This window comes from Coraliomargarita parva, assembly GCF_027257905.1.
In the GTDB taxonomy this organism is placed as follows: domain Bacteria; phylum Verrucomicrobiota; class Verrucomicrobiia; order Opitutales; family Coraliomargaritaceae; genus Coraliomargarita_A; species Coraliomargarita_A parva.
In genome coordinates this window covers 225,032-246,398 of the sequence record NZ_JAPZEI010000003.1, presented here as the reverse complement: position 1 = coordinate 246,398, position 21,367 = coordinate 225,032, and the positions used below count along the sequence as shown (strand labels likewise).

The 21,367-nt window shown below is 58.8% G+C and carries 20 protein-coding genes and 1 other RNA gene; 10 read left to right on the top strand and 11 right to left on the bottom strand.

The window, feature by feature from the left end; all coding sequences use genetic code 11:
* Positions 1-31 precede the first annotated feature (31 nt).
* Both O2597_RS05525 and O2597_RS05520 read left to right on the top strand, forming a co-directional pair.
* Positions 32-1,129 carry a sugar kinase gene (locus O2597_RS05525; protein ID WP_269523222.1) on the top strand — a complete coding sequence of 366 codons (1,098 nt, stop codon included), beginning with the start codon at positions 32-34 and terminating at the stop codon, positions 1,127-1,129.
* 108 nt (positions 1,130-1,237) lie between these two features.
* Entirely contained in the window at positions 1,238-1,864 is a 627-nt protein-coding gene (locus O2597_RS05520; protein ID WP_269523221.1) for a bifunctional 4-hydroxy-2-oxoglutarate aldolase/2-dehydro-3-deoxy-phosphogluconate aldolase, read from the top strand.
* A gap of 15 nt (positions 1,865-1,879) precedes the next feature.
* Here O2597_RS05520 and O2597_RS05515 read toward each other — a convergent pair whose 3' ends face one another.
* From O2597_RS05515 to O2597_RS05500, 4 genes are read right to left on the bottom strand one after another with little or no spacing between them, the layout of a single operon-like run.
* Complete coding sequence (locus tag O2597_RS05515; RefSeq protein ID WP_269523219.1) at positions 1,880-2,629, bottom strand: polyamine aminopropyltransferase; 750 nt, start codon at positions 2,627-2,629, stop codon at positions 1,880-1,882.
* The gene (locus tag O2597_RS05510; RefSeq protein WP_269523218.1) at positions 2,629-3,765 is read right to left on the bottom strand and encodes a hypothetical protein; all 1,137 of its coding nucleotides are present in this window, start codon (positions 3,763-3,765) and stop codon (positions 2,629-2,631) included. The genes O2597_RS05515 and O2597_RS05510 overlap by 1 nt, the downstream gene beginning before the upstream one ends.
* A complete protein-coding gene (locus tag O2597_RS05505) occupies positions 3,765-4,472 on the bottom strand; it encodes a hypothetical protein (RefSeq protein ID WP_269523216.1) in 708 nt (235 codons plus the stop codon). The genes O2597_RS05510 and O2597_RS05505 overlap by 1 nt, the downstream gene beginning before the upstream one ends.
* Before the next feature lie 20 nt (positions 4,473-4,492).
* A complete protein-coding gene (locus O2597_RS05500; protein WP_269523214.1) occupies positions 4,493-5,092 on the bottom strand; it encodes a DUF4013 domain-containing protein in 600 nt (199 codons plus the stop codon).
* 7 nt (positions 5,093-5,099) lie between these two features.
* Here O2597_RS05500 and O2597_RS05495 point away from each other — a divergent pair, with 7 nt between their 5' ends.
* On the top strand, positions 5,100-6,002 hold the full coding sequence (locus O2597_RS05495; protein ID WP_269523212.1) for a polyprenyl synthetase family protein: 903 nt from the start codon (positions 5,100-5,102) through the stop codon (positions 6,000-6,002).
* Positions 6,003-6,005: 3 nt separating this feature from the next.
* Here O2597_RS05495 and O2597_RS05490 read toward each other — a convergent pair whose 3' ends face one another.
* Positions 6,006-8,291: a zinc-dependent metalloprotease family protein gene (locus tag O2597_RS05490; protein ID WP_269523210.1), complete on the bottom strand. Its 2,286-nt coding sequence runs from the start codon at positions 8,289-8,291 to the stop codon at positions 6,006-6,008.
* Between the two features lie 226 nt (positions 8,292-8,517).
* Between O2597_RS05490 and O2597_RS05485 the strand changes: the two genes are divergently transcribed.
* Entirely contained in the window at positions 8,518-8,985 is a 468-nt protein-coding gene (locus tag O2597_RS05485) for a hypothetical protein (RefSeq protein WP_269523208.1), read from the top strand.
* Entirely contained in the window at positions 8,982-10,787 is a 1,806-nt protein-coding gene (locus tag O2597_RS05480; protein WP_269523206.1) for a PA domain-containing protein, read from the top strand. Before O2597_RS05485 ends, O2597_RS05480 begins: the two co-directional genes overlap by 4 nt.
* Here O2597_RS05480 and O2597_RS05475 read toward each other — a convergent pair.
* The 5 genes from O2597_RS05475 to ffs form a co-directional block, all read right to left on the bottom strand.
* On the bottom strand, positions 10,784-12,175 hold the full coding sequence (locus O2597_RS05475) for an alkaline phosphatase (RefSeq protein ID WP_269523204.1): 1,392 nt from the start codon (positions 12,173-12,175) through the stop codon (positions 10,784-10,786). The two genes, O2597_RS05480 and O2597_RS05475, sit on opposite strands and share 4 nt — an antisense overlap.
* A gap of 77 nt (positions 12,176-12,252) precedes the next feature.
* Positions 12,253-12,903, bottom strand: coding sequence for a peptide-methionine (R)-S-oxide reductase MsrB (gene msrB, locus O2597_RS05470; protein WP_269523202.1), 651 nt, complete (start codon positions 12,901-12,903; stop codon positions 12,253-12,255).
* A gap of 86 nt (positions 12,904-12,989) precedes the next feature.
* Positions 12,990-13,196, bottom strand: a complete 207-nt coding sequence (locus tag O2597_RS05465; RefSeq protein ID WP_269523201.1) for a hypothetical protein — start codon at positions 13,194-13,196, stop codon at positions 12,990-12,992.
* Positions 13,197-13,324: 128 nt separating this feature from the next.
* The gene (gene dnaX, locus O2597_RS05460) at positions 13,325-14,458 is read right to left on the bottom strand and encodes a DNA polymerase III subunit gamma/tau (RefSeq protein ID WP_269523200.1); all 1,134 of its coding nucleotides are present in this window, start codon (positions 14,456-14,458) and stop codon (positions 13,325-13,327) included.
* Between the two features lie 308 nt (positions 14,459-14,766).
* Positions 14,767-14,864: signal recognition particle sRNA small type (gene ffs / locus O2597_RS05455), an RNA gene on the bottom strand.
* Positions 14,865-15,022: 158 nt separating this feature from the next.
* On the opposite strand from ffs, the gene O2597_RS05450 reads away from it, so the two are divergent.
* The 4 genes from O2597_RS05450 to O2597_RS05435 all read left to right on the top strand — a co-directional run bounded on the left by O2597_RS05450 (position 15,023) and on the right by O2597_RS05435 (position 18,354).
* Positions 15,023-16,084 (top strand): hypothetical protein, encoded by a 1,062-nt coding sequence (locus tag O2597_RS05450; RefSeq protein ID WP_269523198.1) that lies wholly within the window; start codon positions 15,023-15,025, stop codon positions 16,082-16,084.
* Positions 16,085-16,120: 36 nt separating this feature from the next.
* Positions 16,121-16,531, top strand: a complete 411-nt coding sequence (locus O2597_RS05445; protein WP_269523196.1) for a PGPGW domain-containing protein — start codon at positions 16,121-16,123, stop codon at positions 16,529-16,531.
* A 226-nt stretch (positions 16,532-16,757) separates the two neighbouring features.
* Positions 16,758-17,726, top strand: coding sequence for an MBL fold metallo-hydrolase (locus O2597_RS05440; RefSeq protein ID WP_269523194.1), 969 nt, complete (start codon positions 16,758-16,760; stop codon positions 17,724-17,726).
* A gap of 19 nt (positions 17,727-17,745) precedes the next feature.
* Positions 17,746-18,354: a 3'-5' exonuclease gene (locus O2597_RS05435; protein ID WP_269523192.1), complete on the top strand. Its 609-nt coding sequence runs from the start codon at positions 17,746-17,748 to the stop codon at positions 18,352-18,354.
* A gap of 27 nt (positions 18,355-18,381) precedes the next feature.
* Here O2597_RS05435 and O2597_RS05430 read toward each other — a convergent pair whose 3' ends face one another.
* Positions 18,382-20,007 carry a sigma 54-interacting transcriptional regulator gene (locus tag O2597_RS05430; RefSeq protein WP_269523190.1) on the bottom strand — a complete coding sequence of 542 codons (1,626 nt, stop codon included), beginning with the start codon at positions 20,005-20,007 and terminating at the stop codon, positions 18,382-18,384.
* A gap of 458 nt (positions 20,008-20,465) precedes the next feature.
* Between O2597_RS05430 and nifH the strand changes: the two genes are divergently transcribed.
* Complete coding sequence (gene nifH / locus O2597_RS05425) at positions 20,466-21,290, top strand: nitrogenase iron protein (protein ID WP_345783003.1); 825 nt, start codon at positions 20,466-20,468, stop codon at positions 21,288-21,290.
* Positions 21,291-21,367: the final 77 nt, after the last annotated feature.

Genomic DNA, 21,367 nt, shown 5'->3' with positions numbered 1-21,367 from the left:
ACAAACAAGCTTAACACAGAACTCCCCCCTTATGGCTATCGATATCAAACCTGCTGAATCTTGCGAATACGCCTGCGTTTCCCTTGGCGAAGTGATGCTTCGTCTGGATCCGGGTGAAGGCCGTGTGCACACCACACGCCAGTTCACCGCCTGGGAAGGTGGCGGTGAATACAATGTGACCCGTGGCCTGCGCCGCTGCTTCGGTCTCAAGACAGCAGTGGTCACCGCCTTTGCCGACAATCCGGTCGGCCGTCTGGTCGAGGACTTCATCCTGCAGGGCGGCGTCGACACGCAATACATCAAGTGGGTGGACTACGACGGCATCGGCCGCACCGTCCGCAATGGATTGAACTTTACCGAGCGCGGCTTCGGGATCCGCGGTGCCGTGGGCTGCCCGGACCGTGGCAATACCGCCGCCAGCCAGCTCAAACCCGGCGACATCGACTGGGAGGAAATCTTCGGCAAGCGCGGCGCCCAGTGGTTCCACACCGGCGGCATCTACGCCGCCCTGAGCGCCACCACTCCGGACGTCGTGCTGGAAGCCGTGAAGTGTGCGAAGAAGCACGGTACGATCGTCAGCTACGACCTGAACTACCGCCCTTCCCTCTGGAAGGATTTCGGCGGCCTGAAGAAGTGCCAGGAAGTGAACCGCGAGATCGCGAAGTATGTCGACGTGATGATCGGCAACGAAGAAGACTTTACCGCCTGCCTCGGCTTCGAAGTCGAAGGGGTGGACGAAAATATCTCCCACATCCCGGTCGAAGCCTTTAAGGCCATGATCAATACCGCGATCAAGGAGTTCCCAAACTTCAAGGCCACCGCCACCACCCTGCGCGCGGTGAAGACCGCCACCGTGAACGACTGGGCCGCCATGGCCTGGCACGACGGTGAATTCTACGAATCCCTCCAGTTCCCGGGACTCGAGATCCTCGACCGTGTGGGCGGCGGCGACAGCTTCGCTTCCGGCTTCATTTACGGGTTCCTTTCCGAGAACGACCCGCAGGAAGCGGTCGACTACGGCTGCGTGCATGGCGCGCTGGCCATGACCACACCGGGCGACACCACCATGGCTTCACTCAAGGAAGTGAAGAAGATCAAGGCTGGCGGCGGTGCCCGCGTGGATCGGTAGCGCGCATTGCGCGCTACAGTTGCCGGTTGTTGGTGATCGTTGATTGGCAGCAACCGACTTCACTGGTCAGAAGAACCATCTAACAACTTTCAACAAACAACTGACAACATGTCCCAACTCGATCAATTTCCCGTCATTCCGGTCATCGTCATCGACGATGCCAACGATGCCGAACCGCTCGCCGAAGCACTCATTGCCGGCGGCCTGAACATCATTGAGGTGACCTTCCGCACCGCGGCGGCCGCAGAAGCCATTGAGCGCATCGCCAAGGCCTTCCCCGACATGATGGTCGGTGCCGGCACGGTGGTCACTCCCGAACAAGCCAAACGCGCGATTGATGCGGGCAGCAAGTTCGGTCTGGCCCCGGGCACGGATCCGGAAACCATCGCCTACTTCAAGGCGCAGGGCGTGCCCTTCATTCCGGGCATCATGACCCCGTCCGACATCCAGGCCGCGGTCAAGGCCGGTTGCCAGCATCTCAAGTTCTTCCCGGCCGGCGCCGCAGGCGGTCCCAAGCTGCTCAGCGCCATGGCGGCCCCCTACGGCAACCTCGGTGTGAAGTTCTGCCCGACCGGCGGGGTCTCGCTCGACAACATGCTCGACTACCTCTCGATGAAGGAGGTCTTCGCCATCGGCGGATCCTGGCTCGCCACCAAGGCCCAAATCGCCGCCAAGGACTGGGGCGCGATCACCCAACAGGTGAAGGACGCACTGGCCAAGGCCGAGCAAGCCTAGGTCTACTTTCGGGGATTACCTCAAGGCGTCAATTTTGTAGCGACGGCCGACCCCATAGCTGGCGGGGTATTGCCGACAGATCGCGCGGAGTTGCGCCTTGTAGGTGTCCTTATCTAATTCAACCGGACTGAAGGCCACAATCCTGTTTTCGTAGCCTTCGATCAAGCAGACCATGGCATGCGGAAATCGCTTTCGTAGATCCGCACGCTTGAAGGGTGGCAAGTGCTTCACCTTTTCAGGCTCGACCAAATTGTAAACCAGCATTCCCTCCGGCTTGAGCAGGCTGACCATGGATTCGGCCCATTCCGCATCCAGCGGCGCGCAGCGTACCGGCAAGCCATTCTCTTCCGCATACAGGTCGTCGACCACATAATCGAATTGCCCCTCGCAGGAACCGGAACGCACCCACTCGACCGCATCTGCCGCAACCAGCTCGCAGCCTTCGGCACAGTCGAAAAAACCGTCCGCGATCGACAAGTGTATCTCGTCCAGATCGACGCCCACGATTCGATCCGGCTGGATCAACTCACGCATCTGGCGGCCCACCGCACCGGCGCCGAAGCCAAGGATACAGATCTCACGCAACGAACCGACAGGCCGGTGTAAGGCCGGCAGTGTAATGAGATCCCAGATACAACCGGCCAGTGGCCGGTTTGGATTCCATTGGGAGTGGTTCACCCCGTTGCGGTAAAGACGCAGGGTCGCCCCAGCCGTCCGCACCTCGTAATAGTTGCCTTCGATATTCCGCTGCCAGACAATCGCCATTAGCCTGCCGACTCCAATTCCAGCCGAATCGTCTCGTGCGTCCGTTTCATGTCCTCGAACTCACCTAGAAACTTGGCCAAGGCACCGATATACTCGAATTTCTGTTCCGAATCCAACAGTGTCTGGTAGAGAATGCCGAGGGTCACGGCACTGTTGTAATAGGCCGGGTTGATACGGGGCAGGCGCAACTGGATGAGCTCGACCCGGGCCTGAAGGGCCACACGAACCGGATCTTCGGAGCGATGTGTCCATATCCTCCGGAGGTTCAAGGGGGCATCCCCTTCCAATTCAACAGTGCTCAAGTCCGCCACTTGCTCCATCCATGCCCTCGACTCGTCCAGACTCTCAAATACGAAATGGCTGCGTCCCAGCAATTCCTGCAGGCAAGCCTGCCACCAGCCGTCCAAACTCCCCAGATCGGACTCGTCCGGCTGCAGAATTGCCTCCAGAACCGGTGCGATGTCCTGCCCCTGGAGGGAACGCAGCATCAACTCCCTCACACGGACCGGTGCCAAGCGAATCAAGCGGTCCAGTGAAACCCAAAGCCAGTAACCATCACGACTGGCATACGCAGCTGTCGCATCGTAGCCTTTGAGTTCCAGGATCCGGTTCAATTGTAACGGGATCTCCTGCCGGGACGACTCGACCATGGTGGAGATTTGCCCCGGACGCAACTGCAGGTAGCTGCGTGTGGCCAAGGCTGCGACCGGCCAGGTCCGGGTATTGGCGAGTGATTTCAATCCCGCATCATAGTACAAGTAGCGTGTCACATAGGCGAGAGTCAGCGCATAGCAGGTTTGTTCCAGCGACAAAGTCTCGTCCCACCGGAAATCGAGGGCGATTTCGCCGTGGGCACCGATACTCAGTAAATAATGCTCGCTGAACCCGGCCTTATCAGCGGGGCGCAAAGAAACTTGAATGCTGCCTCCGTAATCAGAAGACCGGATGCCCAGATCACGACGCAAGTTTTCAGCGATAAACCTGCCCAGCTCATGCATGCGCACGACGGAGCGCCGGTCCAAGCCGAGGACCTCAAAATCAGCGTCTTGCTCAATGTAGAAATCATCCGCGGCCAAGAGGCCCAGCGGTAGCCCCAAGACGCAGAACAGCCATGCAATGCAAGCGATGCGGCGCATTAGCGCAAATTCAAGCGGATGCTACCATCCTTCAGCTCGAGACTTTCCACACGCTCCCAGACGCCCTGAAGGGAAAGGTATTCTTCAGAACTGCTGTATGCGCTAACCAGAAAATCACCGAGTTTCTTTGCCAGGCCAGCCTGCACCGGCACCGAGGCAGAGTTAACATGAAATTCGTCGACGATAAAGTCAGGGCTGGGGCCGGAGGTAAAGTGACCTTTGGCAAATGCGGTAAACTCAAGATCGAGACCATAGAAGAGCAACTGCGAAGGCAGGCTGATATACATGGCTTGCCCCTCGGTGTAGAAATTGGGAATCCCCGGAACCACCAGAATGTTCGCTTCGCCTTCAAGCTCATTGGCATTGCCGGGCTTGAAGCGTGCCCCCATCCAGGCATTCAGCTCTCCGGCGGTCAACTGGAGCGTCACCGGATCCCCACTCAGGGCCTGAAGGCGCTTGGACACCCAGCTGTTCGTACGTAACTCAGGGCCCTGCATGTAATAGGCATCCCCCGGCATGGGGTACGAATCCAGTTTGGAGGACACGAATTCCTCAGTCTCGGCGGGGGTGGAAAACGCCCGGGCCGGGAAGGAGGCCAGACAGAGAAACCCGAGCAGGCTTCCGATCAGGGCCATCAGGACCCCAAGGATGAGTATCCCAATCAAAGTGGGTTCTTTTTCAGCGTTCTTGGCAAGTGCGGCAGACATGGTAGATACGTTTTCGCTCTTTATGCACTTTGTCTTTCAATCTGACGATAACAAAGACTTGTAAAAGCGAGCACTCCGAGGAAGCCCGCAAAGAGTGCCAAACCGTAGAGAGGCAACAGCAGGACGGAAAAGCCGAGCAAAGCCAGCGCCGGCACAATATACCGGGGCAACAGGGTCCAGGTCATCCGCGCGATCAGGCTCAGGTCGAGCAGGTCCTTGAAATCGGAGCGCATCTGCAAGCGGTAGAGCGCAGCACTGAAAAAGAGCGGCGCGCACAGGCAGACCGACATAAAGATCAGGTAGCCAAGCGCACCGACATGCAAAATCGCCATGAGTGACGAGAGCCCGCTGGCCAGCAGGACCGGCAAGAGCCAGAACAGGACCCACACAGCCCCGAATCGCAGGCCGTCCAGAAAGAGGCCCTGCCACTCGTTCCACTCCGGCAGGGCCGGCTGTCCGCTGCGCCTGAGTTGTGATGTAAAGCGATACAAATATCCGAATGCCAGGATATTGACGACGGGGATAAAGGACAGCAGTCCTCCGATCACGACCTTCAGGGTGAATTTCGGCTGGCGAATCAGCTGGCGCTGAACTTCCTCGAAAATTGGCGTTTCCTTCATAGTTAGTATGCGCCAAGCTACCGGGGTGAACGAGCTATTGAAAGCAAAATTAGAAACTTGCCGCCAACAGGTGGAAGCCGGCATCGACCAGTTGCTCCCTCCCGCCACGACGCGCCCGAAACAATTACATGCCGCCATGCGCTATTCCATGGAGGCCGGGGGCAAGCGACTGCGCCCCGCCCTGCTCATTCTCGCCAGCGAGCTCTTCCCCTCGGCGGCCGACCCGCTCCCCGCGGCGGTCGCAATCGAGTGCCTGCACACCTACACCCTGATCCACGACGACCTGCCCTCGATCGACGACAGTGACCTGCGGCGCGGTCGCCCGGCCTGCCACACCCAATTCGATGAAGCCACCGCCGTCCTCGCCGGCGACGCACTGCTCACCTACAGTTTCCAGTTGCTGGCCGGACATTACCGGGCACAGCCGGAGCTCTGCGCCGCCCTCGTGTCGGAACTGTCCGAAGCATCCGGCAGCGAGAAGCTGATCGGCGGCCAGATGGAGGACATCCTCAACGAAGGGAAGCCCGTCGAACCGGCCACCCTCGCCTATATCCATGAGAACAAGACTGCGGCGCTGCTCACCGCCGCACTGACCATGGGATTGTCCTTCTGTACCCCGGAATCGGAGCAAGTGGACCGGATCCGCCGGATCGGTTACCACATGGGCCTGACCTTTCAAATCGTGGATGACATCCTCGACGCCACCTCCAGCGCCGAAACCATGGGCAAGCCGGTCGGCAACGACGCCGCCGCCGATAAATCGACCTATGTCGCGCTGCACGGCCTGGAAGGCGCCCGCGCCGAAGCCAAGCGGCACAACGACCTGGCCATCGCGGAAGCCGAGGCACTCGGGGGCAACAACACGCTCCTCATCGCCCTGATCCAGGCAATGGAGGCGCGTTCAAACTAAGCCCTACTCGCTGACCTGCAGGCGGAAATAACGGGCGCCTGCGCTGACCGGGATTTCGATCGTCTGAACGGATCCGATCGGCACGAGTGCAGGCTCCGGATCCGGCGCGTCGGAGTCCCAAATGATCCCGGCACCGGTCCAGTCACGGATATCATCCGTCGCCTCAATGTAGTAGCGCACCGAGCTCTGCCCGCGGTTGAAGCAGAACTTGACCGACTGCGCCGACTCAGACTGGGTGAACTGAACCGGACAGGCCGCGGCACGCAGCACGGGCGAGCCCCCCACCGCATACTCCAGGAAATTACAGAACCCATCCCCGTCCGGGTCGCCCCCCGCAGAAGCATCCTCGATTTCGGGATAGTTTTCAAAGAGCCATTGCAGGAAGTTCGCCGGCACGTCCGAAGCCGCTTCGTCTTCGATCCGGATGGCATCAATGGCAATATCGCTACGGTAGCCGTTGCCCACATTGGCACGGAAACGAAGCCGCACCACCTGCCCGGCATACGCATCCAATGAATAATCCGCCTGTTGCCAGGCATCCCCCTGGTCACCCACGATCAGCACAAGCGTGCTCCAGCTTTGCCCCTGATCCGTGGAGATCTCAAGCTGCAGGATGCCCATCGTACTGTCATACTGGTCATACATATGATAGGCGAATTCGATCGACGGACTGTCCATGTGTGTAAAGTCGAACTCCGCCTCAATGGCGGCCTCTGTGGAGTAGTGCGAAGTCGCTTCGACGTAGCCGTAATAGACATCGCCATAGGCTTCGGTCGGTCCGGTTCCGTTGCTCACCGTAGCACCGGCCTGGTAGGTATTCCAGGAGTGCACGTACCCGCGGGGATGAAACCAGGCGTTGACCGAGCTACCGAAGGAATAGCTGTAGGGGAAACTCTCATATCGAGGCAGTTGGTAGCTCCCGCGGAAAGCGGCATTGTAGTAGCGCCCTTCACGGATAGTCCGCACCGCATTGCCTTGGTTGGCTTCGCCCATCGCGACCCCGTTGTACTCACGGTACGGATCCGAAAAATAAGGAAGGCGATCATATTCACGGGTCCCGTCGCTGTCGAAATTCTCGTAGGTCATCACCGAGCAATAGCCGACCGAATACGGGCTGCCCGCGTCCGCCCACTGCCAACCCGCGGCGAAAGGCATGACGCCCTGGCCATCGTAGCTTTGCTGCGTCTGTGTGCGCGAATGCCCGACCCCGAGGTTGTGGGCCAGTTCATGCGCGGTGGTGTTCGTACTGGCCGAATCGCACTGCTGCACGCGCAGCAGTGAAAAGGCTAGATCCGGCCGACCGAAGGTATCCGGACGCCATGCGGTCCCACCGATCTCATTCGTATCTATCAGCAGGCTGACAAAGTCCGCTTCGTACTCGTTCCGCCAACTGTGCACCTCGTCCATCACACCATCGGCATTGGTCAAGGCCTTCAGGTCCTCCTTCGGGTCGTCCGTCTCCACGAATGCAATTTCCGCCGTGTGCACCAGATTGTACTCCACCCCTGTCTCACTGTTCTCATGCACGATGTTGACCAGAGTGACCGCCACGGACAAGGTCGCTTCCATGTTGGCAAGCGTACCCTTGGTCGCCAAGGCGGCGGGCGTGTACACCATCATGAGGTCAAAGACCACATTGGCATCCAATTCATCGCCGTCGGGCGCAGCCACTGTGTCCGTCCCGACCTCGTCTCCGGAGGCATCCGCTGCCATGGCAGCCCCGTCCACAGCATCGGCTTCCGCTCCGCAACCCGGGAAAAAAGAGTTCAAGCGGTCCACTTCCAGCAAAACATGGCTCCCCGACTCCGGGACATAGCGTATTTCGTAGAGATGCCGGCCGTGCCCGACACTGGCCGACAGCCTGAAAACGCCGTCGACCGACGCAATCACGATAAAATCCTCAGGATCTTCCGTCGAACGGGCGGTCGCCGCAAAGGTCCGGCCGGCTCGACCCCACATCCGACTGTCCGTCACCACAGCCTGTAGAGCTTGCCCGTCAAAAAGTGCCAACTCGACGATATCTCCCGGCTCCAGCGTCGTGCGGTCTGCGTCCAGCATAGCGGAAGGAATGGTCACTTCCTTCGCCCACCGAGCCGCCGGGCTGACTTCATTCCAGACCACATCCGCACCCAAGTCCCCAATCAGTGACACCACAGATTCATGCCCCGCACGACCTGCCTCCCGGTGCTCCGGTCGCGCGGCAAGCCCCGCAGCTGCCTGTTGCGCCCGCTCCGTCTTTGCTGTGAGCGGCAAGTGATCCGGCTCCTCAACTGCCAGCGGGGCGGGCATGCGTTCCCACCTGCTGAGAGACAGCAGGAGTAAACAAAAAATAATTAGGGCAGTAAGACGTGCGCGCGACATGCATTCATGGCAAAAGTACCACATTCCACTGAAGGAAAGCTAGTTACAGAAACTGTGATATCTTTTGGCCAAAGGATTCTCGATCAGGTAGGGCCGTTCTTCTCCAGCAAAATGCTCGCAATTATTTATGAGACACATAAGATTTACTATTGGCATGCCTCATAAAAATCCCCGCCTACGAATCATCGCATTTGCTGCTGTCTTGCTGGCAGCTGGCTTCCTGTATCTGCAACATGATCACAGGCAAGAAGCGGCAAGCCATACAGTGACGGAAAAAATGGTGGAGCATGCCTCCCGGAAACCGGTATCCACTCAGAAATTACAAAGCTATGCTATCGAAGAACGGCTAACGGGTAGTACCACAGTTGAGGACCATGACAGGCAACAGCTGCAGTTGATCTTTAGAAATGTAAATATTTTGCTAAATGTCGAGAGAAATAACGATGGTCGCGAATCCGCACGGCTGGGAGGACAGCACCGGAGCGTATCCGCCGCCCGCCGGCTTCCTGACGGCCGTATCGAGACCTCCTGTTTCGTCGATTACGAATCACTCTACGACTTCCTGTATCAGCCGGCGGATACAAGCAGTCCTTCCCCTTCCATCACAAAGGCGTTCAAATGAACTGGTTCGATCGGATCTGCTGTGGACTGGCCTTGAGCTTGGGGAGCGGCCTCCCGGCTGCTTCCTTCACCTTCGTGTACACGGACCCGCCGGACTTCGGCTACTACGACAGCACGGCAGTCAGCCCCGTCGGAGGCAATCCCGGCACGACACTGGGCGAGCAACGGCAAAACCTGCTGGCCTATGCGGCCAACTACTGGGGACAGTTCCTGGACAGTGACGTCAGCATAGTGATCTCGGCCAGCTACGAGGCGCTCGGGGGCACGCCCACCAGTGCCACCCTCGCCTATGCCGGGCCGGAATCCGTCTTCAGCAATTTCAGCGCCGAGGCGATTCCGGATGTCTGGTACATTTCGGCTGTGGCCGACAGTATTGCCGGTGTCGACCAGGACCCGGGCGAGCCGGACATGAGCGTGACCGTCAATGAATCTGTCGACTCCAGCAATGCGGTTCTCGGTGGGGACGGTTTCTATTACGGCTACGATCATAACTTCGGCACCCAGACGGATTTGCTGGCGACACTTCTGCACGAGATCGGCCATGGCCTGGGCTTTCTCTCAACCGTCGACCTCTCCTCCGGTAACTACTTTTTGGGCTATCCCGACAGCTTCACCTTTTGGATCCGCGATGAAGAGTCGGGCCTGCTTTGGACGGAGATGACCAGCAACCAGCGCCGGAACTCGGCGAAGAACGATCCGGATCTCGTCTTCACCGGCCCTGCGGCCCAGCAAGCCGGCCTCCGGCAGTTGAAAGCGGAGCCCGATGCGATGGCCGGCGGATCCTTGCTCTCCGTGCTCAGTCCCGAAGGGGCCGTGGGTGAGATTGAAGCAGCGCAGGGCGAATTCGGCCGCGGGCTCCCGCCCTGGGGAGTCTCCGGCACCGTGGTACTGGTCGATGACGGCACGGCCCCGGTGACCAACGCCTGTGAGGAGCAGCCCTTTATCAACGCGGATGAGATAGTAGGCCGGATCGCCTTGATCGACCGGGGAGATTGCAACTTTGTCGACAAGGTACGTCGCGCTCAGGAAGCCGGCGCGATCGCCGCTATAATAGTGAACCATGAAGGCGATGATCTTGTGGCAATGTCGGGCTCGAACGAAGACATTGGCATCCCATCGGTCTTTATCGGTCTCAGCGACGGCGATGCGATCAAATCATGGCTGCCCGGCGTCGTCGTCAAAATGAGCAACAACGCACCACTGGCAGGCACGCAGAATGACTTCCCCCGCTTGTATGCACCCAATCCCCTGCAGTCCGGATCTTCCGTCTCGCACTGGACTCTGGACACCTATCCAAACCTGATCATGCGTCCGCAAATCAGCTCGGTCCTGCTCAAAGAGCTCGACCTTACCATCCCGGTGCTTCGCGATATCGGCTGGAAAGTCCAGAACCTGACTATCCCCTACCTGAGCTATGATCTCTGGGCCGCGGAAAACATCAGTTCGCCATCCAATGCTCCGAGCGAGGACGCAGACGGCGACCTGCAGAGCAACTTCGCCGAGTTCGCCTATCTATCCGACCCCGAAGACCCGGCTGCGACGCCGGCGCCGGTTGCGGTCAGTCCCGGTAGCGGAGGCATTTTAAATATCCAGTTTACCCGCAATGGCATCGCAGCCGATGTCCTCTATGGCCTAAACCAAAGCAGCGACCTGACGGCAGGCTTTAGCCCACTGGTCCCTGGCACAGGCTATCGCCAGAGCGGCAGCGATTTCACCGATACTGCCGAGACCGTGACGCTACAGGTGGACGCGGATGCGAACCAAGGCTTCTACCAGGTGGAAGCCGCAACGCCCAGCCCCTAGCCGGCCAACCCCAGCGACTGCCGCATGATCCCGTTGATCTTGTAATTCTCGACAAAAGCGGGAATCCGCTCGGATCCCGGACCGAGGGCCAGCAACTCGACGCATTCAGAGGTGTGGTTGTTCGACGTCCAGCCCACTGCAATGAGATCCAAAAGGTCATCGCCGAATATTTGGGTCATCGCACTCGACAGGTACTCCGTATTACCGGTGATAGCCTCGTTCACTGCGGCGACTTGCGATTCACTCGGCTGTATGCCCGTCAGGCGGCTGAAATGAGCGGCGTCAAACTGGCCGAGCTGCAGGTAATAGGTCTCAAGGGCGGCGAAACTGGCACGGATGCCGTTGATCCGCTCCAGCGCAGGCCCACTCTCGCTGTATTTTTCGCCCCATCCGTTTAACTGGCAGCCCCCGGTCCCGTGGTCGGTCGTGATGATCAGCAAGGTATCGGGATGCGCATCAATGAAGTTAGTGGCGATCCGGATGCAGCGGTCAAACTCCAGCATCTCATGCAGGGTCGCGGCGGCATCGTTGACGTGGCAGCCATGATCGACTCGTCCCGCTTCCACTTGGAGGACGAAGCCCTTGGGGGAGTGGCTCAGGCTCTGCAGGGCCGTCTCAAACATCTCTGTCAGGCCCGGCACCTCCGAGAGCGCGGGGTCGTTTTCGCGGTCCACTTGGTACGGCACATGGCTCTCGGAAAAGAGCCCCAAGACCCGTGCCTGCCCGCTGGCTTTCTTCAACTCCGTCCGGTTGGTGGCCAGCGCATATCCCGCAGCCTGGAATTCCGGCATGAGGTTCCGTTCTTCACGTTCAAAATGACGACGGCCGCCGCCGAGGATCACATCGATCCCACGGTCGAAATACTGGTCGGCAATCTGGTCTTCACTATCCCGGTGGCGCACATTCGCGGCAAAGCCTGCCGGGGTGGCATGGGTCACGCGGCAGGTCGTGACCAAGCCGGTGGCCTTCCCCGCCCGCTTGGCCAAGCTCATGATCGGGGTCAGCGACTTTCCCGCCACACTCGTGTTGATCGAACCGTTGTTGACCCGCTGGCCGCAACCCCAGGAGCTCGAGGCCGCGGCCGAGTCCGTTACCGGGGAACTGGCCGATGCCGTATCCTGCATCGCGGTCACGAGGTCCGGGCGCTGGTAGAGCTCCATCCGGTTCAGGTGCTTGCTCTGGTTCCGGAGGCTCCAGTGGTGCGCCAGCGAAAGCGTGCCCGTACCCATACCGTCCGCCACAAGGAAAATCACATTCCTGGCCTTTCCGGAGGCTGTCCCCAGTGCCTGGCTGCCCGTACTGCTACAGGCGGTGTTCAGAACGGCGGCGGCGCCCGCCAGACCGGCGCCCTTTAGAAAGGTACGACGAGAGTGATTCGATTCAGACATGCCGAACCTCTAAGCCGAAATTGCCATTCTGCAAAGCGCGGGACTGTTAAATTCAGGAAAACTCCAAGCAGAGCGCCCTAGGGCACCTCGGTCTTTTCCGCCCCCTCCGCGTACCAGGCCTTCACCTTCTCCATGATGGCCTCCTCCGATGCAGCTTCTTCAAACTTCAGTGAGGCCGAGTTGATACAATACCGCAGACCAGTCGGCTTCGGACCATCAGGAAAGACATGCCCCTGGTGCGAGCCGCAGACCGCGCAATGCACCTCGATCCGCACCATGCCGTAACTGGTATCTCGATGTTCACCGAGGGTACGTTTGTCAATCGGCTGCGTGAAACTGGGCCAGCCTGTACCGGAATCGTACTTGTCCGTGCTGCTGAACAAGGGTGTCCCACAGCCCACACAACGATAGAGGCCCATTTTCTTGTTGTCGTAGTAGGGATTCGAAAACGGACGCTCCGTCCCCTGCTTCCGCGCCACATGATACTGGAGATCGGTCAGCATCGCTTTCCATTCCGCCTCGCTGCGCTGCACCGGAAAGTCCCCCGAGTCGAGATCGACATGCGAGGGCAAGGCACAGCCCGAGGCGCATTGGGAGACAGTCATATCGCCGGCGTCGGGCGAATCGGGTGCGTTGGAGGTGTCGGTCATGGTCGCGGCCACCAAGCCACAGCTCAGAAGAGCCGGCAGGGTGATATATTTCAGGATAGAGGGAGGGATCAACTGCATAGCAGTGGTAGGAGCCCACAAGGGAGCAGTTTATTCCGGCTGATGCAAGGGCCGGCCGACGATTAACCGTCGGCCGATTCGGATGCCTAGAACAAATGGTCCCGCTCGTCCGGATGACGCACCCCGGTCAATTTCCCTTTGAAGCGCTTGTCCAGGACCTCCAGCACCTCGGGACCCACCTTACGGCTGGCTTCCTCGAGGCTGAGCAAGGGTGAATCCGAGGAATTCATGCGGACCGGCAGCTCATGAATCATGGAAGGATCGTCGTCCTCGTCCATCATATCGAGCGGCACATCGACAAAGGCGTCCGGTACGCTCTCCGGCTCAGCAGTATCCTCCAGCGCACTGGCGAGTAGATCCGATGCGGACCCGGCAGCCGGCCCGCTCTCAGCTTCCGGCGTCCGTTTCGCCTGCGGCGGCCTTAAGGCTTTTTTTTTTCGCCCTGGATACCACCGGCGGCCGCGACTTGCTTGATCAGGCTGTCGATGGCCCGGGAACGCGACTCTTCTGCCGCCTTCAGCAGGATCACCTCGAAGTTCACCTTTTCGGACAAGCCGCGCTGCACCGTGCCTTCGCCCCGTTGCAGGGCGTCCAGCATGCGCATGAGGGATTCCGTGCTCATATCCACGCCCAGACGGGAAGTCGTGCCCTGATTCTGGATCGCGTCGAGCAAGGCGCTGCGAGCAAAGGCTTCAAGGTCCTGCAAGATCCGGAACAGGTCCCGCCCTTCAGCGGCAAAAGCGTCCACCGCAGCGACAATCGCGCCGTAATCGAGCGAGGCAATGGCTTTGGCCAGCTCGGCGATACGATCCGCTCCCACCAGGCCATAGACATCCAGGACATCCGCCTCGGAGATCTCGCTGCCACAGAAGGAAATCATCTGATCCAGGATCGACTGGGCGTCCCGCATCCCGCCGTTGGCCAGCCGGGCGATCGACTGCAACGCGGCAGGGTCCACTTTGACCTGCTCCGCATCCACGATGGTCTGCAGCTTGGCCGCGATCACTTCGTCGGAAATCGGACGAAATTCGAAGCGCTGGCAGCGGGACACGATGGTCGGCAACACCTTGTGCGCTTCGGTCGTTGCAAAAAAGAATTTCACGTGCTCCGGCGGCTCTTCCAGGGTCTTGAGCAGAGCGTTGAACGCCGCCGTGGAAAGCATGTGCACCTCGTCGATAATGTAGATCTTGTAGGTGCATTGCGTCGGCGCGTACTGGCAGTCTTCCCGCAGGTCACGCACCTGGTCGACACTGTTGTTGGAGGCACCGTCGATCTCGATCACGTCCATGCAGGACCCGTTCATGATCGCCTGGCTGATCTCGGACTCATTATCCGGTGTCGCACTGGGCCCGCCTTCGGCATTCAGAGCCTTGGCAAAGAGGCGGGCGGTACTGGTCTTCCCCGTGCCACGGGGCCCGACAAAGAGGTAGGCGTGGGCAATCCGCTTGGTCTCGATCGCATTCCGCAGGGTGCGCACGATGTGGTCCTGCCCCACCAGCTCATCGAACTGCTTGGGACGCCAGCGGCGCGCGATCACTTGGTAACCTTTTTCCATCAATCGCTAAAGAAAAGCTGGCAAATCCGCCCCGTGGCAAGGGACTTTTTGAAATACTTTCGCCCTCCCCACTCAGGCCCCACTCGGACAGGCTTCGGAGGCCTGCGAGTGCCTGCTTTCCCGCGAATCCGTAGACATTTCGGACACAGTAAACAGACGTGATCCACACAGCACAAAGAATCTTTTCGAAGTGGTATCAGGGAGGGCGACTGTCCTAAATCTTCAATCACGATTGAGCAGACGGGCAACCAGATGCTTCTTAAAAATCTTCCAGATCCTTTCAGCCAATCGCGGGGTCCGGACACAAAAGTGGCCAGGCACCCTACGGCACACGAGGATCTAACTACCGCTGCTCCCTTCCGGGCCTGACGGGGTTTGCTAGTCCGGCGTTGCATAGGACCCGGCCATCCACAGTAGACATCGGAACTTCAGATTCGTTCAACCTTAAAATCGAATATTTCACCCGCCGGCGCCCCCGGATGGCACAAATACCGCTGAAAATGAGGCGTTTAAAAATTCAGGATTGGACCGTCCGGCATCGGCGTCCATCCTGTAAATCTTCACATGCAAGCCGTCGCGACCCAACAACGTAAACAATTCTTCCCCATCAACGGGCTCTTCCGCGAGTACCTCAGCGAGTACGACCGGGCGATGGAATTGCCGGTGACCTACGAGGACCTGCTGGACTACCAGGATTCCTTCCCCCTGATGAACAAGGACGGTGAGGACACGCTCTGGCAGACGCTCATTTTCGAACAGCAGCGCGGGCGTGAGATCTACGACGGCTTGAAGCGGATCTATGTGATCCTCCGTTCCGGCGGCGACGAGTCGATCCTGCCCAATCTCTACATTGACCGGGTCGATTTCTGCACATTCGGCAACACCAAGCCGATGCGGGTGCGGGTGGTGAACCAGTACAACGACAACCACGACTATTTCTACGTCAAGAAGGCCGACGCCTCCCGGATCTACGGGCTGGAACTGGAGGAGCTGTTGTCGCCCAACCACATCAATTTCCTGGTCCACGGGGACACCCTGATCGAGGAGCACATCATCGGGGTGCCGGGCGACGATTTCATCCGGGAATACCTGCCCCGCCCCGACCTGCACGAGGTGCGTCTGGCCAAGGAATTCATCAAGTTCAACGAGCGCTGCTTCGTGCGCCTGCTGGGCGACATGCGGGCCTACAATTACGTGGTCGAGGTCACGCCCGACTTCGAGCAGAACCAGTACCGCGTGCGGGCCATCGACTTCGACCAGCAGAGCTACGAGGGCCGCCGCACCCTCTACCTGCCGCAGTTCTTTAAAAACAACCTGCCGGTAGTGAAGCTCTGCACCGACCTGATCAATATCGAAACCAGCCGCCAGTACCAGCGCGAGGAGCGCACCCTGATCAAACGACGCCTGAACTTCGCCCTCGAGCGTGTCCACCACATCCGTCACTGCATGTGCGCCGACCAGATCTCCAGCACGGAAAAGACCCATCAACTGCGCAAGGAACTGGCGGAAATGCACAAGGACTTCCGCTTCCTGCTCTGCCAGTCGATGGGCGAGATCACCTTCTTGAACCTGACCGTCACACTCGGGCTCAGCCGGGAGGAAGGCTACTTCCCGGAAGGCTCCTGAGGCCGGAATCGCACCTTTTCATTCCCAGAATCGCCAATGCCACCGCTTCCCACATTTGCCGCCCTCAGCCAGACCGAATGGCTACTGGCCGGACTCGCAGTGGTAAGTCTGGTCACCTTTCTCGCATCGCTCGTGATCCTGCCCCTGGTCATCGCCTACATGCCGGCCGATTATTTTCAAAGGGAGCCGGTCGGGCTGAAGGAACTGCGCCCGATCCGCCTGGTCGGGCGGCTACTCAAAAACCTGCTGGGCGCGGTGCTCTTGCTCGGCGGCATCGCCATGCTCTTCCTCCCCGGCCAGGGACTCCTCACCATTTTCCTGGGGAGCAGCCTGATCGACTTCCCCGGAAAACGGAAGCTCGAGCAGAAACTCATCCGGAAGCGGGCCATCGAGCGTCCGATCGTGTGGATCCGCCGAAAAGCCAAACGTCCCCCGCTCCAGTTTTAGCAAGGCTTCTTCCGGCTCCGGAAGCGCACAGATTCGTAAAAAAACGGGTATCCGTACGGGTGGAGGGAAAATCCGGTTGCCAAAAGCGCCCATTCACAGTCTCTTGATTGCCATTCACTTGTGGAGAGATGAGCCCAACCCGCCAATCGATAACCCTAGATTTCCCATCCCGCCTTTGTTTTGACTCAATTCCAACGAAACGAATAATCCCCAGTTCAAATTGAGTATGCAAGCTGTCATATGGGGCTCCTGCGGCTCCCTTCCGTCCCCGGCCTCCTCGGCGACTATTCGCCGCAAGGTCAAGTCGGCGCTATGGGCCGCACGCAAGGAGCGTTTCGCGACGGAGGACGAGGTCGACCGCTTCCTGGACGGCTTGCCCCACAGCGCAACCGGCACCTACAAGGCAAACACTTCCTGCGTACAAATCGTCCATACCGGTGAAGAAGTCATCCTCTGCGATGCCGGTACCGGCATTCGGGACTATGCATTGACCGTCGACCCGACGGTGCCCCACACCTACCATATCTTCATTTCCCACCTGCACTGGGACCATATCCAGGGCTTCCCCTTTTTCATGCCGGCCTACCACGCCGGGAACCGCATCATTTTTCACGGCTTTCATCACGAGACCGAACAGGCCATCCGCTCCCAAATGGCGCCCCCATGCTTTCCCGTCCCCTTTGAGACCATGCAGGCCGACATCGAGTTCGATATCCGTACGGACGGTGCCGGCTTCCAGGTCGATGACGTCCAGGTTTCGACCATCAAGCAACAGCATCCGGGCGACTCCTGGGGCTACCGCTTCGAAGAAAACGGCAAGTCCATCGTCTATTCGTCCGATTCGGAGCACGGCCCGGACGCCAGGGAACCCGACTACCCCTTCGTCGCATTTTTCAAAAACGCGAATGTGCTCATTTTCGACGGGCAATACACCTTTGAGCAAGCCACCAACGAGAAGCGCCACTGGGGACACTCCGACCATATGACGGCGGTCGAGCTCGGTGCCCGGGCAAAAGTTGGCAAGTTGGCAGTCTTTCATCACGAACCGGCCCACTCAGACAGCGAAATTGAGGAAATGAACGCGGACGCCCGGGAGTACTGCCGGGATTTCAATGCGAGAATCGCACCGGGACAGGAGGCATGCTATCCCGGGTCGATCCATATCGCTTACGACGGAATGATCCTGGAGGCCTGAATCCCAAACACAGTTAAGAATGCCTGATTCACTGGACACATCGACGAAGCAAAAACGCATCTCCAAAGCGGAAATCAACGAGTTGCCCATGATCGGGTGGGATGGCCCGGTTGAAATCCTGGAAACCGCCGAGGCCATGGCAGACGCGGTAGCCCGCCTGGAGAACGAAACGCACCTTGGATTCGACACCGAGACGCGCCCCAGCTTCCGGAAGGGCGAATACTACCCGCCCGCCCTGATCCAGCTGGCGACCCAGAAAACGGTCTACCTATTTCGTATCAATAAAACGAATACGCTCGCCCCGCTCCTGCCGATCCTCGAATCCCCGGACATCATAAAGTCCGGAGTGGCGATCAAGGACGACGTCAAGGAACTGCGTGCGGTGGAAGACTTTACACCCGCCGGATTCGCCGAGATTACGGAACTGACCGTAAAACTCGGCTATGAGAACCGGGGTCTGCGGCCCCTCGCAGCCCTCCTCATGGGAGGCCGGATCAGCAAAGCGGCACAGGTGTCCAACTGGGCCCGCGCCGAACTTGACGACAAGCAAGTGCGCTACGCCGCCACCGACGCGTGGATCAGCCGCGAACTCTACCTGCTAGCAAAGGCGGAGATGGAGAGCAAATAATACCCCTTTTCCTGAAGCACAGGCGCACTACTTGAACCGCGTCAGGTCGATATCGTACTTCTTGACCCGAAGCCCCATCTTCCGCTCCGTCAGACCGAGACGGCGCGCGGCTTCCGCCATGTTGCTGCCGGTATCCTTCAAGGCGTCGACAATCAACTCGCGCTCAAGCGCCTCAATGGACTCTTCAAGCGTGGCGTAGTCGTTAACCTCCAACGGCGACTTCATTTGCAGGGTCGGCGGCAGGTGGTGCGCCTTGATCGACTGTCCCTTGGCCAGCAAGACCGCACGTTCGATGCAGTTTTCCAGCTCACGCACATTCCCCGGCCAGTGATAGCTGACCAGCAAGTCGATCGCGGCCGAGGAAATACGGACCGGCTTCACCCCTTGGCGACGGGCGTATTTCTCAATGAAATGGTCCGCCAGCAGCAGGATGTCGCATTTACGCTCCCGTAACGGAGGCATATAGATGGGAAAGACGTTGAGGCGGTAATACAAGTCCTCCCGGAACGTGCCCCGCGCCATCATTTCCTCGAGGTTGCGGCTGGTGGCTGCGAGAACGCGCACATCCACCCGCTGGGTCTCCTGGCTGCCGACCCGCTCAAATTCCTTCTCCTGCAGGACGCGCAGCAATTTCACCTGGGTGGCCGGCGAAACGTCACCGATCTCGTCCAGGAAAATGGTGCCGCCCGCAGCCAGCTCGAAACGCCCCTTCCGCATCGAAAGCGCACCGGTGAAGGCGCCTTTCTCGTGCCCGAAAAGCTCGCTCTCAATGATCGAATCCGGCAGGGCCGCACAGTTGAATTTAACAAAGGGCTTGTTCTTGCGGTCGCTCTTGTCATGGAGGGCCTTGGCCACCAGCTCCTTCCCCGTGCCGCTTTCCCCGCGAATCAGGACCGTGGTCACACTCTGCGCCACCTGCTCAATGTGGTAATAGACCGAGCGCATCGAGTTGGCCGTCCCGATAATGTCCTTGGGACGGAAATCGTGGGCAATTTCCTCCTGCAAGCGGTTGTTCTCCTCACGCAGGCTGTGTATCTGCTCGGCCGCATCCTGCCGCAGGCGGGCCGCCTGGGCGATAATGGAAGAAATCATGGAAAGCAGACGGAGGTCGGCCTCCCAGCCCAGCCGCGGGTTGTGCGGACGCTCTACACTCAAAGTCCCGACAATTTCGTCGCCCAGCTTCATCGGCACACTGATCAGGCCCGTGCCGGGCTGCAGGTGCAATTGTTCCGCGATATCCTCATCCCGGCTATTCTCACGGATCCAATCCAGGAATTTCGGCACGATTACCGGCTCGGCCTTCTCGATTGTCCGCTCAAGGTGCGTCCGGACCAATTGCAGGTACTTGGACGCGGGCACCTCCCGCGGCAAACCAATCGCCTCGGACAGTATAATACTGCCGTCATCCCGGTTCACAATCGCGATCGTACCACGCTCCATTCCCATCATGTCACGCAGCCGTCCCAAAACCGGCTTTACGATGTCCGTCAGGTCAAAGCTCTTCTCCAAGGTCTGGCTGACCGCGAATAAGAGACTCAATTCCTGAACCGACCGGCAGTTCACTCCGATCGTCCGGTCCAGAATCTCCAGTGAAGGCCCCTCGACTGCCAGGGTGCACTCCCCTACATTACATGCTCTCCTCTCTTCTACCATTGTGCTTTATATAGCTTAAAAAGTGCCTACTTGGGCTCGGAGGCCGCATAAACACAAGGATCATACCACGAAGACCCGGGTATTAGTAGCGCGGCGAACCCCCTGCATAAGAAGGTACGATAAAGCAAAGTCCGGCAGCGTACCACCTAAAATTTCCCATAAGTTATACTAATCCAATAAAATCCTACAAAAATGTAGGATTATGGCCTACGCGACGCCACAAATGTAGGAATCCGGGTCTCAAATCGGGGGCTAAATCGGGGCCAAAATCGCGGTCGAAAATTTTAGATTTTTTATCCTACTGCCCTGCAAGTGCTTACAAAAGTGCAAAATCAGTTGGCACGCGCCTTGTTATATGTGCCGGCGAGTAACCTCTCACAACTCGAACATTAAACAAGGACTCGAAAATGGTATCAACAGCAGAAGCACCCACCACCGAAAAGATTGCCGAGAAGGCAATGCGTAAAGTCGCCATCTATGGTAAAGGCGGTATCGGTAAATCCACTACAACACAAAACACTGTCGCTGCACTTGCCGAAATGGGCAAGAAGGTGATGGTCGTCGGCTGCGACCCGAAGGCTGACTCGACTCGCCTCCTTCTTGGCGGCCTGGCTCAACGTTCCGTGCTCGACACCCTTCGCGAAGAAGGTGAAGACGTCGAACTGGAAGACATCCGCGCCGGCGGTTTCTGCAACAGCCTCTGTGTGGAATCCGGTGGTCCTGAGCCCGGCGTTGGTTGCGCAGGCCGCGGTATCATCACCTCCATCAACATGCTCGAGCAACTCGGCGCCTACGACGAAGAAAACGAACTCGATTACGTTTTCTACGACGTTCTGGGTGACGTGGTTTGCGGTGGTTTCGCGATGCCGATCCGTGAAGGTAAGGCTGAAGAAATCTACATCGTTTGCTCCGGCGAAATGATGGCCATGTATGCTGCCAACAACATCTGTAAGGGCATCCTGAAGTTCGCTGAAACCGGTGTAGTCCGTCTCGGCGGCCTCATCTGCAACAGCCGTAACTGCGACCGTGAATCCGAAATGATTCAGGAATTCGCCAAGCGCCTGGGCACTCAAATGATCCACTTCGTGCCGCGCGACAACGACGTGCAGCGCGCTGAGATCAACCGTAAGACCGTGATCGACTGGAATCCGGACTGCCCTCAAGCCAACGAATACCGCACTCTGGCCAAGAACATCGACGCCAATGAGCTGAAGGTCATCCCGACACCGCTCTCCATCGACGAGCTTGAGAAGCTCCTCATGGAATACGGTCTCTTCAACTAAGCCATCCAATCTCATGAGGGTCGGGGCGACTTTGCTCTGATCAGCAGGCCCCCGGCCCTCATTCATCCTTTCCGATC

Excerpts from the sequence above, each read along its gene's own strand:
- O2597_RS05525 (WP_269523222.1), top strand. The coding sequence starts at position 32 with ATGGCTATCGATATCAAACCTGCTGAATCTTGCGAATACGCCTGCGTT.
- O2597_RS05520 (WP_269523221.1), top strand. The coding sequence starts at position 1,238 with ATGTCCCAACTCGATCAATTTCCCGTCATTCCGGTCATCGTCATCGAC.
- O2597_RS05515 (WP_269523219.1), bottom strand. The coding sequence starts at position 2,629 with ATGGCGATTGTCTGGCAGCGGAATATCGAAGGCAACTATTACGAGGTG.
- O2597_RS05510 (WP_269523218.1), bottom strand. The coding sequence starts at position 3,765 with ATGCGCCGCATCGCTTGCATTGCATGGCTGTTCTGCGTCTTGGGGCTA.
- O2597_RS05505 (WP_269523216.1), bottom strand. The coding sequence starts at position 4,472 with ATGTCTGCCGCACTTGCCAAGAACGCTGAAAAAGAACCCACTTTGATT.
- O2597_RS05500 (WP_269523214.1), bottom strand. The coding sequence starts at position 5,092 with ATGAAGGAAACGCCAATTTTCGAGGAAGTTCAGCGCCAGCTGATTCGC.
- O2597_RS05495 (WP_269523212.1), top strand. The coding sequence starts at position 5,100 with ATGCGCCAAGCTACCGGGGTGAACGAGCTATTGAAAGCAAAATTAGAA.
- O2597_RS05490 (WP_269523210.1), bottom strand. The coding sequence starts at position 8,291 with ATGCCCGCCCCGCTGGCAGTTGAGGAGCCGGATCACTTGCCGCTCACA.
- O2597_RS05485 (WP_269523208.1), top strand. The coding sequence starts at position 8,518 with ATGCCTCATAAAAATCCCCGCCTACGAATCATCGCATTTGCTGCTGTC.
- O2597_RS05480 (WP_269523206.1), top strand. The coding sequence starts at position 8,982 with ATGAACTGGTTCGATCGGATCTGCTGTGGACTGGCCTTGAGCTTGGGG.
- O2597_RS05475 (WP_269523204.1), bottom strand. The coding sequence starts at position 12,175 with ATGTCTGAATCGAATCACTCTCGTCGTACCTTTCTAAAGGGCGCCGGT.
- msrB (WP_269523202.1), bottom strand. The coding sequence starts at position 12,903 with ATGCAGTTGATCCCTCCCTCTATCCTGAAATATATCACCCTGCCGGCT.
- dnaX (WP_269523200.1), bottom strand. The coding sequence starts at position 14,458 with ATGGAAAAAGGTTACCAAGTGATCGCGCGCCGCTGGCGTCCCAAGCAG.
- O2597_RS05450 (WP_269523198.1), top strand. The coding sequence starts at position 15,023 with ATGCAAGCCGTCGCGACCCAACAACGTAAACAATTCTTCCCCATCAAC.
- O2597_RS05445 (WP_269523196.1), top strand. The coding sequence starts at position 16,121 with ATGCCACCGCTTCCCACATTTGCCGCCCTCAGCCAGACCGAATGGCTA.
- O2597_RS05440 (WP_269523194.1), top strand. The coding sequence starts at position 16,758 with ATGCAAGCTGTCATATGGGGCTCCTGCGGCTCCCTTCCGTCCCCGGCC.
- O2597_RS05435 (WP_269523192.1), top strand. The coding sequence starts at position 17,746 with ATGCCTGATTCACTGGACACATCGACGAAGCAAAAACGCATCTCCAAA.
- O2597_RS05430 (WP_269523190.1), bottom strand. The coding sequence starts at position 20,007 with ATGGTAGAAGAGAGGAGAGCATGTAATGTAGGGGAGTGCACCCTGGCA.
- nifH (WP_345783003.1), top strand. The coding sequence starts at position 20,466 with ATGCGTAAAGTCGCCATCTATGGTAAAGGCGGTATCGGTAAATCCACT.